Source organism: Vibrio sinaloensis (genome assembly GCF_000808535.1).
Lineage (GTDB): Bacteria > Pseudomonadota > Gammaproteobacteria > Enterobacterales > Vibrionaceae > Vibrio > Vibrio sinaloensis_D.
In genome coordinates this window covers 287,522-303,114 of the sequence record NZ_JWLV01000001.1, presented here as the reverse complement: position 1 = coordinate 303,114, position 15,593 = coordinate 287,522, and the positions used below count along the sequence as shown (strand labels likewise).

The window sequence follows — 15,593 nt, the reverse complement described above, 5'->3', positions numbered from 1 at the left end:
GAAATTAGGGTAAATAAATAGTGTAAAAGGTAAATATACGTGACGATATATTTTTAGTTAAACGTTTGCGCAGGGCTGGTAATATTAAATTTTAGATAAATTGATGAAGGGGGAGTTGGCTTGCTTTAGTAATTAATTTTCTTAGATCTTGTCGTAGTTCTGAAAGCAGTAAGTTCCATATCGCGGAATCTTCGCTCTTATCAAACAAATTTGTGTTGCCATTAGAGGATTTAATTTGCCCATCGAGCATCATCCACATGATTTCCCAACGCTCAGACTTGGATTCCGCGAGATTTAGCTCTCTCAAGCGTTGGCCAAACGTCTCAACAAAATCTTCGACGGGGCTTAAGGCACCACCAGTATCGTTGTATAAAAGTACTGGTTTTGTCACTTTGGTGGTAGCTGATTTTGCCATGATATAAAGTCGACGATTGTCATCTTGTGCTGTTTGCCTTGTTGTTGCTACACCATTTAAGTAGCCAAAAGTATATCCCTCTTGATTCGAACAATAGGCAAATGCAGAGCTATTAAACAGAAATATTGCAGTTAAAATAAACGAAATGTATCTACTCACAATCATCTCCAGTAGGCTCTAAGATTTCAAAAGCACTGCCATCTAATGTTTTATTGTAAGAAGTGTAGTGCTGACTCCTTAGCTTAGTATTTAGTGTCATTGCATCCAGCATTCGCCGAGAGCCAGTAGCATCATCCCAATCAAGATTCAGTTGTATTAAACAGTTAATTACCACGTCATATTTCACTGCATGTGCGTATGCAATCTCAGTATCTATCTCTGTCCCACCTGAGTAATCATAATCAAATACCGTTTGCAAATACCTTGCATTCTGGCGAAAAAAATCGCGCTCATTCTCTGGGATCACCAAAGCGTTAATGAATTCATCGATATCATCTCTGATGCCATTTTCATCGGCATCAACACCTTTTAACGTATCATCCCGATTAAGGACGGGTTCAAAGTTTTGATACAGATACGTTATTTGCTCTTTTGTCGTTGAGGCGCTCTCTAGGGCTTGGCGGTCTTCTTCCGACAAAACAATTTTGTTATTCTGGTTTTCCTCAGGAATACACCCTGACAACAAAAAACACCCAACCAATACTGCAAAGCTTTTCTTCATTTTTATTTTCCTATTCAACCAACGTAGTCATTCACAATAATACCGATTCCAAATTCTTGTATTTTAGATTCTAATTAAATGAAGTGGTTTATTTAATAAAATGGGAGCGCAGTCTAGTTATGTTCTGTTTCAGACTAAAATGTTTAGTGTGTAGAAATATCGGTCTTTCTAGAATCGAAGAAACACGCGATAAGAGGATTAGGATAGTCGTTGAACAAAATTTCTATCGTTGAATGAACTGAACAAAGTCACGAGCGAATTGTTATTACTTTTCTGATCTTTTAATTAGTTCATTTTAGATTGAGATCGGCTCGGACAAATAGTGCTTACTGGGCGGCGTCGAATCGAGACAAATCAGAAGGCGATCCACCATGAGTCTTGGACAGTGACTGGCGGATCGGGATTGATGCAATGCTTTCGATGTGGGAAGTAAAAGAGGGTGTAGTAAAAGGTGTCTTCCACGTCCGAAGCGTTTAAAATTGCTCTTTAATCAGCTGAACAAGTTCGCTCTCTGTTTCAGGCGGGCGCGCAAGCTCCAACAAACATTCAGCGCCACCTTTAAGCATGTACGCCGTTGTGGTGCAATGGTCGTAATGAAACCACTTACCGTTGATACAGACATAGGTGTAGCAGCGACGGTCTTTCTTAAGTTCCATTTGTTCTCTCCTTGTTAACTAATGGTGTCAATTGTTAAGTTAACGACACTAGGCTGGGAGAGGAATGATGTAGATCAACCTTAACTCATCAAGAAAAAAATGGGTCCATTCGGACCCAAAAAATTAGCGCAGTGTTATGTAGGAATCTTTTATGCTTTCGCAAACTTGTAAGTGCGATATCCGCCAATCAGGTTACGGGCTTTGAAGCCGTTATTGACTAACTGACGATATGCGACGTTACCGCGTAACCCAACTTGACAGTAGATAACGATCTCTTTGTCTTTTGGCAATTCGTCCATGCGGTGGCGTAATTGGTCCACTGGAATGTTGATTGCATCTTTGATAAAGCCAACATTTTCGAGTTCACCAGGGTTACGTACATCAAGCAGCACTTGCTCGTCACTCAGTGAGTCCATTTCATCAAAGTGAATCGCGGTGGCGTCGCCCTTAATGATGTTGTTTGCTACAAATGCCGCTTGGTTGATCACATCTTTGGCACTGCCGTATGGCGGCGCGTAAGTGAGCTCAAGGTGCTGAAGCTGCTCGACAGTCATACCTGCGCGTTGGGCAACAGCCATTACATCAATTCGTTTATCGACACCATCTTTGCCTACCGCTTGCGCGCCAAAGATCTTGCCAGTTGTTGGGTCAAACAGCATCTTAAACGATACAATTTCAGCGCCCGGATAGTAGCTCGCGTGGCTTGCAGTGTGAACATAGACTTTTTCATAGTTCACACCTTCACGCTTTAGTTGCTTCTCGTTTTTACCCGTTGAGGCAACGGCTAGGTCGAAAATCTTACAAATAGCGGTGCCTTGTGTACCTTGATAAGTTTCATTGCGTCCGAGCATGTTATCTGCCGCCATACGACCTTGGCGGTTAGCAGGCCCTGCAAGTGGAACCAGAGTTTGTGCACCTGTAACAAAGTCTTTTTCTTCGACTGCATCACCGACAGCATAGATGCTAGGGTCACTCGTTTGCATTGATTCATTGGTGTAGATACCACCGAGCTCACCAATTTGTAGCCCAGCTTCTTGAGCGAGCTTGGTTTCAGGGCGCACACCAATAGCCATGATCAAAATGTCAGTGGTTAACGACTCACCGTTATTAAGAGTAAGATTAAGCTCACCTTCGATATGTTGATGCGCGTCGTCTTCACCAGAGCCGAGGCTTGCAATGTGCTCGTTCGGAATGTACTCAACCGCCTGAAGCGCTACGCTCAGCTTCAAATCAATGCCTTTTTGACGAATTTCAGCGTGAGCAAACCCAGCCATTTCACGGTCGACAGGTGTCATCACCTGATCTGCCATCTCAATCAGCGTGGTTTTAATTCCCAATTGGTGGAAAGCTTCCATCATTTCAAGGCCGATAAATCCACCACCAACTACCGTTGCGTGTTCAGGCTTATTCATCTGGATCGTTTGAATGATGCGATCCATATCTGGAATGTTGCGCAGTGAGTGAGTAAGCGGATTGTCGATGCCTGGAATTGGCGGCACGATAGGACCAGCACCAGGGCTAAGGAGCAAGAAGTCGTAGCTTTCCGTGTATTCGCTACCGTCTAGTAGATTCTTAACCGTAACCTGCTTGTTATGTCGATCGATGGAAGCGACCTCGTTCATTACTCGAACATCGACATTAAATCGTGCTAAGAAGCTTTCTGGTGTTTGAAGTAGCAATTTGCTGCGCTCTTGAATATCGCCACCAATATGGTAGGGCAATCCGCAGTTTGCAAAAGAGACGAAAGGGCCTCGCTCGAACATGATGATTTCTGCGTCTTCGCTTAATCTTCTAGCACGCGCAGCCGCAGAAGCACCACCAGCTACACCACCAACGATAAGAATCTTAGTCATTTGAAACTCCGTTATTGAAAACCTAATTTTTTAAGAAAATATGCTGCCGGACACAGGCCAGTAAAGGCACTTTGGATCAAGTTGACCCCGACAAATACCGTTAACCAAACAAACCCACTATGCACGGTTACCGTCAATATAACTGAGAGTAGAACCATACTTCCTGCTAATACTCGGATTGCATTTTCAAGTGTCATGTCGTTCTCCTTCGTGTCCATTTTCCTTGATGAAAACTACTATAGAGTCTTAATTTAGGAAAGTCTAATGTTAATTTGGCTAATTTTAAATATTCTAAATTAGTGTTGACTAAATTAAGTTGTTTAGTATTATCTAATTTAACTGACTAACTGGAGACGAGCCATGAATGATCAAACAGTTAACATCGCAGAAATGAAGAAGAATGCGGTAGAAGCTGCTGAGCTATTGAAAGTAATGGCGCACCCAGAACGACTCATGGTGCTGTGTCAATTGACTGAAGGCGAAGTTGGCGTTAGCGCACTACAAAGTAGCTCTACGCTGAGCCAATCAGCCTTTTCGCAACATTTAACCGTGTTAAGAAAACACGGGTTAATCAAGTTCCGCAAAGAGTCGCAACAAGTTTTCTATTCGCTGGACGATGAGCGCGTTGTTCAGCTTATCCAAAATTTACAAACCACGTTTTGTGGTTAACGGTTTTTTTAATTTAGCTAAGAGGTAGTTATGGCTTTCACGATCCCATGGGAATCATTGGCAGGAGGCATTTTATTGGGAATATCAGCGACGATTATGTTGTTGATTAACGGGAAAATTGCAGGCATCAGCGGCATTATGACTGGGCTACTCACCCCTAAGTCATCAGATTTCGCATGGCGCTTGTTATTTGCTATTGGCATGGTCTCTGGCGGTGTCATTGGTGTGTTGGTATTTAACGGTAGTATCCCATTGCACTATGAAAGTAGCAGCTGGGTACTGGCACTTGCGGGGTTGCTTGTTGGTATAGGTACTCGTCTAGGAAACGGCTGCACGAGTGGACATGGTATTTGCGGTATTGGTCGATTATCCAAACGTTCAATTGTCGCAACTCTGATCTTTATGACCGTTGCAGCGATTACCGTGTTTGCACGATTTCATCTTTTCTAAACCTTAGTGAGAGACACAATGAATAAAGTAATTTTCCGTTTAACGTCTTTGTTTGCAGGGATTTTATTTGGGTTAGGGATGATTATTTCAGGTATGGCTGATCCTGCAAAAGTTGTCGGGTTTCTGGATGTTGCTGGGCAATGGGACCCAAGCCTCGCTTTTGTAATGGGTGGTGCGTTGTTGGTATTTATGCCAGCCTATTTTTTCGTCATTAAGCCTAGAACCCGTCCTGTTGTCGCCGGTGAGTTCTGCCTTGCTAAAAAAGACAAAATCGACCAGCGATTAGTGAGCGGCGCAGTGATCTTTGGTTTAGGTTGGGGTTTAGCGGGTATTTGCCCAGGTCCTGCAATGTCTAGCTTGGCTCTGGGGAACATGGGTGTTTGGCTGTTCTTTGCCAGCATGATGGTGGGATTGGGAGGAACAAACCTACTGATTTGTATGAAAAATAGCCGAGAGTCACAAACGCAAACTGCGTAGCGACTACAATGGATGAAACAAGCGTGATGGAGTGGTGATGATGAGAAGGATGAGTTTGAGTGTTGCTATTGCCTGTTCAATAGCAATGGGAGCAAATGCGCAGCAAAATGAACAACTGTACACCGTCAATTTGGAGCCACTTTCGCAAGTTATTCATTTAGACGGGGTGGTGCAGCCTATCAATCAGGGGACGGTTGCGGCGCAAACATCGGGCCGTATTGTAAGTTTGAATGTTGACGTGAATGACTATGTCAAAGAGGGGGCTGTTCTACTCGAAATCAGTGCAGTGCAGCAATCTGCCTCTTTGGATGCGGCTCAAGCTCAACTTTCCAGTGCCGAGGCTCAAAATAGAGAGGCTCAGGCACAACTGAAACGCTTTACACAATTGTTTCCCAAAGGGGCGATTTCCCAAGATCAGATGGACTCAGCTCAAGCGCGAGCAAGAAGTGCAGCGGCTTCCGTCAAATCGGCGCAAGCAAACGTGGAACAAGCCAAAGAACTGTTGGGATACACCAGTGTAACAGCACCCTATGATGGCATTGTGACCAAGCGTCATGTTGAGTTGGGAGAAACCGTCGCACCCGGTACGCCGTTACTGAGTGGCTTCGCCCTTAATGTGCTGCGTGTCGAAACTGATATTCCGCAACGTTACCAAGCAAGGGTAGAAACCGTCGATCAGTTCCAAGTGGTTTCCCCAAGTGGTGAGGAAATCGCACCTACCGACATGAGCTTGTTCAGTTATGCCGATCCTCAATCTCATACGTTCAAGATTCGATTGTCGCTACCGGAAAACACGGATGCTGTTGTACCGGGAATGTGGGTTAAAACTGAATTTGTCTATGGTGAGAAAGAGACACTAGTCATTCCTTCTACGGCAGTTGTACGTAGAGGGGAACTCAGCTCTGTCTACCGGATTCAAAACCAGCAACGTGTATTGAATCCTGTCCGCTTAGGTCAAGAGTATGGGGATTATGTAGAGGTTTTATCTGGGCTTGAAGAGGGCGATGTGATCTCAACGGTTGCGTTGGCGCCAAAAGGAGAGTGATGATGGATAACCGATTAGGGATTTCAGGTCGTATCGCAGCTGCGTTCCAAAACTCCGCGATGACGCCACTTTTGGCTCTCGTCGGGATCTTAATGGGCGTGTTTGCCGTAATCGTCACACCAAAAGAGGAAGAGCCGCAGATAGACGTCACCTTCGCGGATGTCTATATTCCATTTCCAGGTGCTTCACCGAAAGAAGTCGAAAGTTTGGTTACCACCCCGGCCGAGCAAATCATCTCCGAAATTCAAGGTATCGATAAGCTCTATTCATTTTCGCAGCCCGACGGCGCGATGATCGTTGCGATTTTCGAAGTTGGCGTGAGTCGAAATGACGCGGTGGTAAGACTTTATAATAAACTCTACTCAAACAAAGATTGGATGCCTCAAGGCATTGGCGTTGGTGAACCTATCATTAAACCCAAAGGCATTGAGGATGTGCCGATTGTGAGTTTGACGTTAAGTGATCACTCGGGCCGTCTAGATCAACAACAACTCACACAAGTTGCTCATGGATTAGAGACTGAACTCAAGCGCATTCCTGGTACTCGCGATATCTACACGATCGGGGGGCACAACACCATTGTCGATGTGCGTCTTGATCCCGCGAAAATGAACAGCTTTGGTATTACATTGGATCAATTGAACCAACATTTACCTTCTGCGAATAACAGTTCACCGATGCTGCGCCTTACCCATGATAACCAAGAGTTCCCAGTGCAAATTGGTCAGTTTCTAACCCGTGTGCAAGAAGTTAAGCAACTGGTGATTGGTTTACATAATAATGCCCCTGTCTATCTTCAAGACGTTGCGGAAGTCACCTTGGGGGCCAACACGCCCACGCAAAACGCATGGACTAGCGATAAGCAGCAGATTTACCCAGCGGTAACTTTGGCCATCGCTAAAAAAGCGGGCGAAAACGCGGTTAACGTCGCGCAAGCGATTGAAAGCCGAGTTCAAGAGCTCGAAAATCAACTTATTCCAAAGAGCGTCACGGTCAAGATCACGCGAGATTACGGCAAAACGGCAGCGGATAAGAGTAATACACTCATTGGCAAGTTGGCATTTGCAACCGCCGCGGTCGTGATTCTTGTTCTGCTTACCATGGGGTGGCGCGAAGCCTTTGTTGTTGGCTTTGCAATCATCGTGACACTGATGATCACCTTGTTCGCCTCTTGGGCATGGGGTTTTACACTCAATCGCGTCTCTCTGTTTGCGCTTATCTTTTCTATCGGGATTCTTGTCGACGACGCTATCGTTGTCGTTGAAAACATCCACCGTCATATGTCGCAGGGCAAAGCAAAACTGAGCGAGCTTATCCCAAGTGCAGTTGATGAAGTGGGTGGACCGACGATCTTAGCGACGTTGACGGTTATCGCAGCGTTGTTGCCGATGGCGTTTGTGAGTGGGTTAATGGGACCTTATATGAGTCCAATTCCGATCAACGCGTCAATGGGGATGTTGATTTCTTTGGTGGTCGCGTTTGTGGTTTCTCCTTGGTTAGCTGGCAAGGTGTTAAAGCCAGCAGCACATGGAGAGTCCAAAGCCGGCGGCACTTTTTTCCACCGAATCATGTCACCCTTTGTCACCGCAAAAGCGCAGGGCAGAAATCGATTTATGTTGCTGCTTGCGATCTTAGCGCTGATTGCCGGATCCGTTATGTTGCCAGTGGTTCAAGCCGTTGTATTGAAGATGCTGCCATTTGACAACAAGTCGGAATTCCAAGTGGTATTGGATATGCCAGAGGGAGCGTCATTGGAGAAAACTCAGCGTGTGCTATTTGAAATGGGCGCACAGCTCGATAATGTGCCGGAAGTCACCGATTACCAAATCTACGCAGGTACGGCCGCGCCGATTAACTTTAACGGGCTTGTTCGTCATTACTTTATGCGCAACCAATCTCATCAAGGTGATATTCAAGTGAACTTGATTGGGCGGAAAGAGCGCGATCGAGACAGCCATGAGATTGCTTCTGCCGTTCGACCTTTGTTAAACGAAGTCGCGCAAAAGTTTGGTGGCAAAGTCAAAGTGGTTGAGGTACCACCGGGGCCGCCAGTGTGGTCGCCAATTCTTGCCGAAGTATACGGACCAACACCGGAGCTTCGTCATCAGGCAGCTCGTGAGATTCGACAAATCTTTAAAGGTACACAAGACATTGTTGATGTGGATATGTACTTACCTGAATCACACCAGAAGTGGCAAGTTGTGATCGACCGAAGCAAAGCTGCGCATTTTCAAGTGCCTTATGGTGCGATTGTTGATGCGCTCGCTACCTCGGTGGGTGGAAAACCGGTTAGTTACCTACACAGCGAACACAGCAAATATCCGGTTCCGATTCAAGTTCAGGCGAGTGAGAGCGCTAAAGTAAGGCTAGAGCAAGTTCTGAACATGAAGGTGGGCAGTGTTAATGGTCATGCCTACCCACTGTCTGATTTGGTGTCTGTCCGCCAAACACGCATGGATGACTATATCGTCCACAAAGATATGGTGCCGATGGTGATGGTGGTCGGTGATATGTCTGGCTCGGTTGATAGTCCACTGTATGGCATGTTTACTATTGGCAGCGCGATCGATGAGAAAATGGATGTCGAGCAATTCTATGTGAACCAACCAGATGGTTTGCAAGGCATCTCTATTTTGTGGGATGGTGAATGGACCATTACATACGAAACTTTCCGCGATATGGGCATAGCGTATGCGATTGGGATGGTATTGATTTACTTGCTGGTGGTCGCTCAGTTCAAATCCTATCTTGTCCCACTCATCATCATGGCTCCAATTCCGTTGACGATTATAGGCGTTATGCCCGGGCACGCGTTGCTAGGGGCTCAGTTCACAGCAACGTCGATGATTGGCATGATCGCGCTCGCAGGGATTATTGTCCGTAACTCAATTCTGTTGGTGGACTTCATTAACCAACAAGTTGAAGAAGGGGTTGAGTTTTCAGAAGCGGTGATTCAATCGGCCGCGGTGAGAGCAAAGCCTATTATGTTGACGGCACTGGCGGCAATGATTGGTGCGGTGTTCATTCTCGACGATCCGATATTTAATGGACTTGCGATCAGCTTGATATTCGGCATCTTTGTTTCGACTGTACTCACTTTGCTAGTGATACCCGTCCTGTATTATGTCGCAATGAGAAAGCGCTTTGCTTAGGGCTTGTTGACCAAACTAAAACCCCGCTACGTATCAGCGGGGTTGTTTTATTTGGTCAGGGTAATAGGGCAATGGTCGCTGAGTTTGTATCGAAATAAATCGTCAGTCTTGTAGTTACGCTGCTCGAGGTTAGAAACTGATATGTGATCACTGGTAATCACATGATCGATTAATGAGCGGAACTGGTGAGTCTTGCTTGGGTTGTTGCGCGATCTCACTTTGCAGCTTGCTTTGGTCTCTTTGGTTGCCAATTTTGCGGCTGAATCCTGTGAAACGATTTCCCATAGCCAATCCTTGGGGTAACTCATATTGTGGTTGAAGTCACCCAAAATCATGTAACGTTCGCCACGCGCTTCTCGTTCTCTAATCCAGTGGTTGAGCGCCTTTCCTTGGCTCTTTAATGTTCGGCACGCATCGTTGTGACGAAAAGCGCCTGAACACCGTGCCTTCAAGTGAACAGACAGCGCGTGGATAGGCGTGTCAGATGTCGGTGAGATAACAACATAACTCGCAAAGCGCAATTTACTGCGATGGCTTGTGTCAAGCTGAAGGCTCTCTTTCTCAATCACAGAAATGCCTTCGCGTACAGCAAAGCCGGTATATTGATTGATCGCGGTAAACTGATGCTCGGCATGCTCTGGGTTACGGCGAGTAGAGAAATAGACTCGATACTGCTGGCCTATGACTTTGCGCAGAGCCTTTTCATCATTCACTTCCTGAAACGCTACGATGTCGCTATCCATAGACGAAAAGTGCGCTGCGAGCGCTGAATAATCTTTTTCTAAGCGCTGCGACTGCGGAAATTTATCGGATGGGGTGGAACTTAACCACTCTAGATTCCATGTGGAAAAGTTGAGTGTCTTTTCGGCATGTACAGAAAAACAGATGGGCAACAGTAAAGTGACCAAAAGTGAGCGCAGTTTAGTGTGTGTCATACTCTAACATTCATAAAATGGATTACAGCCTTTATCCTATAAGAGCTTGAAAAAAATCAAGCGTAAATATCCTCATTTTTGCAATTTTCATGGTTTTCTTTCAGCCTGAGATCGGTGCCACTAAGATCGCGTTGATCTTAATCTACGGCCTATTTTTATTGATCGAAATCAATACTTTTTGTCGGTTCATCCCGTTAAATACGCCACAACATCTTGTGTCAGCTTAACAAAAAATAGCCTATATAGTGTATTTGTGGATAACACTGTGAATATACTAAGGGTAAGGAGAATCAGTGAATCCAATCGTAATCAAGCGTGATGGCTCTAGAGCAGAATTTACTAGAGACCGCATCCAAGCAGCAGTGGAAGCAGCAGCGGATCACAATAGCAAAGAAACCGCGATTTACGCACTTAATGTGGCGTTAGCGGTGGAATTAAAGCTACAAGATCGCGATGAAGTTGAGATCACTGAAGTTCAAAAACTGGTTGAAGATGAGCTAATGCAAGGCCCTTACAAAGAGCTTGCGCGTGCTTATATTGAATATCGCCACGATCGCGATATCGCCCGTGAAAAGCAGAGTGCGCTTACTCAAGAAATTGAAGGGTTGATCGAGGAAAGCAACCTTGATTTGATCAATGAAAACGCCAATAAAGATGGCAAGGTTATCCCTACGCAACGAGATCTATTAGCTGGCATTGTTGCAAAGCACTACGCGAAAACGCATATCCTACCGCGAGACATCGTACAGGCTCATGAGCAGGGGGATATTCACTACCATGATCTAGACTATGCGCCGTTCTTCCCAATGTTTAACTGCATGCTCATCGATCTACAAGGCATGCTTACAAGTGGTTTTAAAATGGGCAACGCGGAGATCGACACGCCTAAGTCTATATCCACAGCGACTGCTGTTACGGCACAAATCATCGCGCAAGTTGCAAGCCATATCTATGGCGGTACCACAATTAACCGCATTGATGAAGTCCTTGAGCCGTACGTGCTAACAAGCTACGAAAAACACTTAAAGATCGCTAAAGAATGGAATATTCCAGAGCCGGAAGCGTTCGCAACGGCGCGCACTGAAAAAGAGTGTTATGACGCTTTCCAGTCTTTGGAATACGAAGTGAACACATTACACACAGCGAATGGTCAAACGCCTTTCGTTACGTTTGGATTTGGTTTAGGCACAAGTTGGGCATCGCGCCTTATCCAACAATCTATCCTCAAAAACCGAATTGCGGGACTGGGCAAAAACCGTAAAACGGCGGTATTCCCTAAACTGGTATTCGGCATCAAAGATGGTCTTAACCACAAAGCGGAAGATCCAAACTACGACATTAAGAAGCTCGCACTGGAGTGTGCTTCTAAGCGCATGTACCCAGATATCTTGAACTACGACAAACTTGTTGAAATCACCGGTTCTTTCAAGACGCCAATGGGGTGTCGTTCATTCCTTGGCACTTACGAAGAGAATGGCGAGCTTATTCACGAGGGGCGCAACAACCTCGGCGTTGTTAGCCTAAACTTGCCTAGAATCGCGATTCAGGCGAAAGGGAGTGAAGCCACCTTCTATCAACTGCTTGATGAGAAGCTGAAACTGGCACGACGTGCACTACAAACACGCATTACCCGTCTTGAAAACGTTAAAGCGCGTGTTGCGCCAATCCTCTACATGGAAGGGGCGTGTGGCGTTCGTCTAAAAGCGGATGATTCCATTGCTGACATTTTCAAAAATGGCCGCGCGTCTATCTCGTTGGGCTACATCGGTATTCACGAAACCGTGAACGCATTGTTTGGTACCGAAGCGCATGTTTACGATGATGCCGTATTACGCGAGAAAGCGTTGGATATCATCAAGCACATGAAAGATGCTGTTAACCAATGGACTGAAGAAACAGGTTACGGCTTTAGCTTGTATGGAACACCGAGTGAGAACTTATGTAGCCGTTTCTGTCGCATCGACAATAAAGAGTACGGTGTGATCAAGGGAGTAACCGACAAAGGTTACTACACCAACAGCTTCCACCTGGACGTTGAGAAAAAGGTAAACCCTTACGACAAGATCGATTTTGAGATGCCTTATCCTGAGATCTCGAGCGGTGGTTTTATCTGTTACGGTGAGTTTCCTAACATGCAGCGCAACATTGAAGCGCTAGAAAATGTTTGGGATTACAGCTACACACGCGTTCCTTACTACGGCACCAACACACCGATCGATGAGTGTTACGAGTGTGGTTACAACGGTGAGTTTGAATGTACCAGTAAGGGCTTCACCTGCCCAAGTTGCGGTAACCATGACTCGACGAAAGTGTCAGTGACACGCCGTGTTTGTGGCTACCTTGGCAGCCCTGATGCTCGTCCGTTTAACTTTGGTAAGCAAGAAGAAGTTAAACGTCGCGTTAAGCACCTGTAATTGACCATTTGCCTCGCTCGTATGAGTGGGGCATTGTGAAAACGACTAAGCCCTCTATTGGGCTTTATTTTTTGAGTTTGAAGATGAATTATCACCAATATTACTCAGTGGATGTGGTCAACGGTCCTGGCACGCGCTGCACCTTGTTTGTTTCTGGGTGCGTGCATCAATGTCGTGGCTGTTATAACCAGTCTACTCAGCGATTAGATTCGGGAATGGCTTTTACTCAGCAAGCAGAAGACCAAATCATCTCAGACTTAAAGGATGAACGAATCAAGCGTCGTGGTCTCTCTTTGTCTGGAGGGGATCCTTTACACCCTGCGAATGTCCCTGACATTCTCAAGTTAGTGAAGCGAGTTAAAGCTGAGTGCCCTGACAAAGACATATGGGTATGGACAGGTTACACCTTGGCGGAGCTGGACGAAGCACAACGCGAGGTGATCCAGTACATCGACACGTTAATTGATGGTAAGTTTGAACAGGACAAAAAAGACCTCAACCTTGAATGGCGTGGCAGCTCAAACCAGATTATTCATACCTTCAAGCTGGGTTGAAGAGTGACTTTACACGCTTGCGTGCGAGATATGATTTGTTAAATGTATGTTAAAGTTTACAGGTTTTTATCCTGTTTTGCTCTGAGCCAGTGAAATTTTATTTCTAGATTTATAATTTAGATGCTAACGTGTTGGTCGTTACTTGAATTTCAAAGGGTTGTGACTTTCATGTTCTCACATTTACCAAAACCAACTTTAGATCCGATTCTCTCTCTTTCCGTTGCGTACCGTAACGATCCTCGTCCTGACAAAGTCGACTTAGGCATTGGCGTATACAAAAACAGCGCGGGCGAAACGCCTGTGATGAAGGCGATTTTGCAAGCTCAAAATATCGTTGTTGAAACGCAAAAAACCAAGTCTTATGTTGGTCTCGCAGGATGTGAAGAGTTCAACCAAAGCATGGTGAACTTACTTCTTGATGGCACTTCCGCGATGGATCGTGTCGCCGCGATTCAAACGCCTGGCGCCAGTGGTGCACTGCGCATGTTGGGTGACTTGATGAAGGTGGCTCAACCGAATACGACGATTTGGATTTCAAACCCAAGTTACGTGAACCATCGTCCAGTAATGGAAGCGGCTGGCCTTAAAGTTCGCGAGTACCGTTATTTCAGTCGTGATACCAAACAAGTCGACGCAGGCGCAATGCTGGATGACCTAGCCAAAGCTGGGCCGGAAGACGTTGTTTTGCTGCATGGTTGCTGTCATAACCCAACGGGTGCAGATATCGACTTCGATGCGTGGAAAGCGATCACCGAATTGTCACAGAAAAATGGTTTCACACCTTTCGTTGATATTGCTTATCAAGGTTTTGGTGATGGGCTAGAAGAAGACGCAAAAGGCCTACGTTTTATGGCTGACAACGTCGAGGAAATGCTCATTACGACCTCATGCTCTAAGAACTTTGGTTTGTATCGCGAGCGTACTGGCGCGGCTATCGTCGTCGGTAAGTCGATGGAAGATGTTGGCAACGCGAAAGGTAAACTACTGACACTTGCTCGTGCGACTTACACCATGCCACCTGATCACGGTGCAGCTTTGGTTAAAACTATCCTGCAAAATCAAGACTTAACCGCGGTTTGGAAGCAAGAGTTAAGTGAAATGCAACAGCGTTTGTTAAACCTTCGTCAAACCTTGTGTGAGGAATTGAGAAATTCGCACAATACTTCACAATTCGATTTCATTGAAAGTCACAAAGGCATGTTTACTGTGCTAGGCTTTAGCCAAGACCAGATGCTACAACTACGTGAAGAATATGGAATTTATGGCGTGGGTGATGGTCGTATTAACATCGCTGGTCTGACTGAGAAAGACATTCCGTACGTTGCGGATGCTATTGTTAAAGTGTCTTAATAGACCGAGTTTTTAATTCCGGATCTAAGGCTCACTTTTGTGGGCCTTTTTATTGCGTGTAACTATTGTCAATTGAATTGGGTGATCGAATGAACAAAACGTGGAAGCTAATTATTCCAGTTATGCTTAGTGGCGGTTTAATGGCGTGTACAACAACGGGGCAGACGCCAGTTGAGCCAGAACAAAAACCACAAATTGAAGAGCCTAAAGTCGAAGAGCCAAAGGTCGAAGAAAAAGAAGTGGTTAAAGAAACCAAACCTGCGGAAAAACCAAAACAACCAGAGGTTGTCCTAAAAGCGAAGAAAACTTCAGATGGTAAGCTGATTCTTGGTGAGAAGGAATGGGTTTATGTACCAGGGTTAGAGCAAAACTTTAGAGCTCGTATCGACACAGGCGCGACCACCTCATCGATCAGCGCTGTCGACATCGAACCTTTTGAACGAGATGGTAAAGATTGGGTTAAGTTCAAAATTGAACATGAAGGGCACAAGAGTAAAGAAATTGCACTGCCTGTTCAGCGTTGGGTGAAAATTCGTCAATCGAGTGCCGATGGCACGCAAGAGCGCGCGGTCGTTGATGCATGGATTCAAATTGGTGATCTTAAAGAGAAAACAGAGTTCACTTTAGCTGATCGTACTCATCTTACATTCCCACTGCTATTGGGGCGTAGCTTCTTCAAAGACGTCGCAGTTGTGGACGTAAGCCAGCAATATGTCCAAGACAAACACAAGTAATCAATAACCAACGAAAAGCCGGCAACTGAAAAGAAGCCGGTTTTTTTGTGCTGCAAAACCATAAATGTGAATTAGTTCATAAGCAAGAACACACACATTGCGATATCATCCACGCCAATCAACAGTGATCCCAATACAAACGGACTGGCGGCGACGCCAGTTTTTTAT

At 45.5% G+C, this 15,593-nt stretch carries 15 protein-coding genes; 9 read left to right on the top strand and 6 right to left on the bottom strand.

Translation table 11 applies throughout. The features are described from left to right. Positions 1 to 91 precede the first annotated feature (91 nt). The 5 genes from RJ47_RS01390 to RJ47_RS01370 form a co-directional block, all read right to left on the bottom strand. A complete protein-coding gene (locus RJ47_RS01390) occupies positions 92 to 415 on the bottom strand; it encodes a hypothetical protein (RefSeq protein WP_156143290.1) in 324 nt (107 codons plus the stop codon). 151 nt (positions 416 to 566) lie between these two features. Further along, on the bottom strand, positions 567 to 1,136 hold the full coding sequence (locus RJ47_RS01385) for a hypothetical protein (protein ID WP_039480703.1): 570 nt from the start codon (positions 1,134 to 1,136) through the stop codon (positions 567 to 569). A 473-nt stretch (positions 1,137 to 1,609) separates the two neighbouring features. Continuing rightward, positions 1,610 to 1,792, bottom strand: a complete 183-nt coding sequence (locus RJ47_RS01380; protein WP_039480700.1) for a hypothetical protein — start codon at positions 1,790 to 1,792, stop codon at positions 1,610 to 1,612. 149 nt (positions 1,793 to 1,941) lie between these two features. Further along, a complete protein-coding gene (locus tag RJ47_RS01375) occupies positions 1,942 to 3,645 on the bottom strand; it encodes an FAD-dependent oxidoreductase (RefSeq protein WP_039480697.1) in 1,704 nt (567 codons plus the stop codon). A gap of 11 nt (positions 3,646 to 3,656) precedes the next feature. Beyond that, positions 3,657 to 3,842 (bottom strand): YgaP family membrane protein, encoded by a 186-nt coding sequence (locus RJ47_RS01370; RefSeq protein ID WP_038137354.1) that lies wholly within the window; start codon positions 3,840 to 3,842, stop codon positions 3,657 to 3,659. 163 nt (positions 3,843 to 4,005) lie between these two features. Here RJ47_RS01370 and RJ47_RS01365 point away from each other — a divergent pair, with 163 nt between their 5' ends. The 5 genes from RJ47_RS01365 to RJ47_RS01345 are packed head-to-tail and all read left to right on the top strand — an operon-like array spanning position 4,006 to position 9,438. Next, positions 4,006 to 4,314, top strand: a complete 309-nt coding sequence (locus RJ47_RS01365; RefSeq protein ID WP_005474513.1) for an ArsR/SmtB family transcription factor — start codon at positions 4,006 to 4,008, stop codon at positions 4,312 to 4,314. Between the two features lie 30 nt (positions 4,315 to 4,344). Then, positions 4,345 to 4,764, top strand: a complete 420-nt coding sequence (locus RJ47_RS01360) for a YeeE/YedE family protein (protein ID WP_039480694.1) — start codon at positions 4,345 to 4,347, stop codon at positions 4,762 to 4,764. An 18-nt stretch (positions 4,765 to 4,782) separates the two neighbouring features. Then, positions 4,783 to 5,241, top strand: coding sequence for a YeeE/YedE family protein (locus RJ47_RS01355; protein ID WP_039480692.1), 459 nt, complete (start codon positions 4,783 to 4,785; stop codon positions 5,239 to 5,241). 40 nt (positions 5,242 to 5,281) lie between these two features. Continuing rightward, entirely contained in the window at positions 5,282 to 6,286 is a 1,005-nt protein-coding gene (locus tag RJ47_RS01350; RefSeq protein ID WP_039481617.1) for an efflux RND transporter periplasmic adaptor subunit, read from the top strand. A 2-nt stretch (positions 6,287 to 6,288) separates the two neighbouring features. Beyond that, positions 6,289 to 9,438: an efflux RND transporter permease subunit gene (locus RJ47_RS01345; protein WP_039480690.1), complete on the top strand. Its 3,150-nt coding sequence runs from the start codon at positions 6,289 to 6,291 to the stop codon at positions 9,436 to 9,438. A gap of 47 nt (positions 9,439 to 9,485) precedes the next feature. On the opposite strand, the gene RJ47_RS01340 is transcribed toward RJ47_RS01345, so the two are convergent. Next, positions 9,486 to 10,373 carry an endonuclease/exonuclease/phosphatase family protein gene (locus RJ47_RS01340; RefSeq protein WP_039480688.1) on the bottom strand — a complete coding sequence of 296 codons (888 nt, stop codon included), beginning with the start codon at positions 10,371 to 10,373 and terminating at the stop codon, positions 9,486 to 9,488. A gap of 293 nt (positions 10,374 to 10,666) precedes the next feature. Between RJ47_RS01340 and nrdD the strand changes: the two genes are divergently transcribed. The 4 genes from nrdD (at position 10,667) to RJ47_RS01320 (ending at position 15,425) form a co-directional block, all read left to right on the top strand. Continuing rightward, on the top strand, positions 10,667 to 12,787 hold the full coding sequence (gene nrdD / locus RJ47_RS01335) for an anaerobic ribonucleoside-triphosphate reductase (RefSeq protein WP_039480685.1): 2,121 nt from the start codon (positions 10,667 to 10,669) through the stop codon (positions 12,785 to 12,787). An 83-nt stretch (positions 12,788 to 12,870) separates the two neighbouring features. After that, the gene (gene nrdG, locus RJ47_RS01330) at positions 12,871 to 13,341 is read left to right on the top strand and encodes an anaerobic ribonucleoside-triphosphate reductase-activating protein (protein WP_039480683.1); all 471 of its coding nucleotides are present in this window, start codon (positions 12,871 to 12,873) and stop codon (positions 13,339 to 13,341) included. A 168-nt stretch (positions 13,342 to 13,509) separates the two neighbouring features. Further along, complete coding sequence (locus RJ47_RS01325) at positions 13,510 to 14,691, top strand: aromatic amino acid transaminase (protein WP_039480680.1); 1,182 nt, start codon at positions 13,510 to 13,512, stop codon at positions 14,689 to 14,691. 89 nt (positions 14,692 to 14,780) lie between these two features. Further along, positions 14,781 to 15,425, top strand: a complete 645-nt coding sequence (locus RJ47_RS01320; RefSeq protein WP_038190602.1) for an ATP-dependent zinc protease — start codon at positions 14,781 to 14,783, stop codon at positions 15,423 to 15,425. Positions 15,426 to 15,593 lie beyond the last annotated feature (168 nt).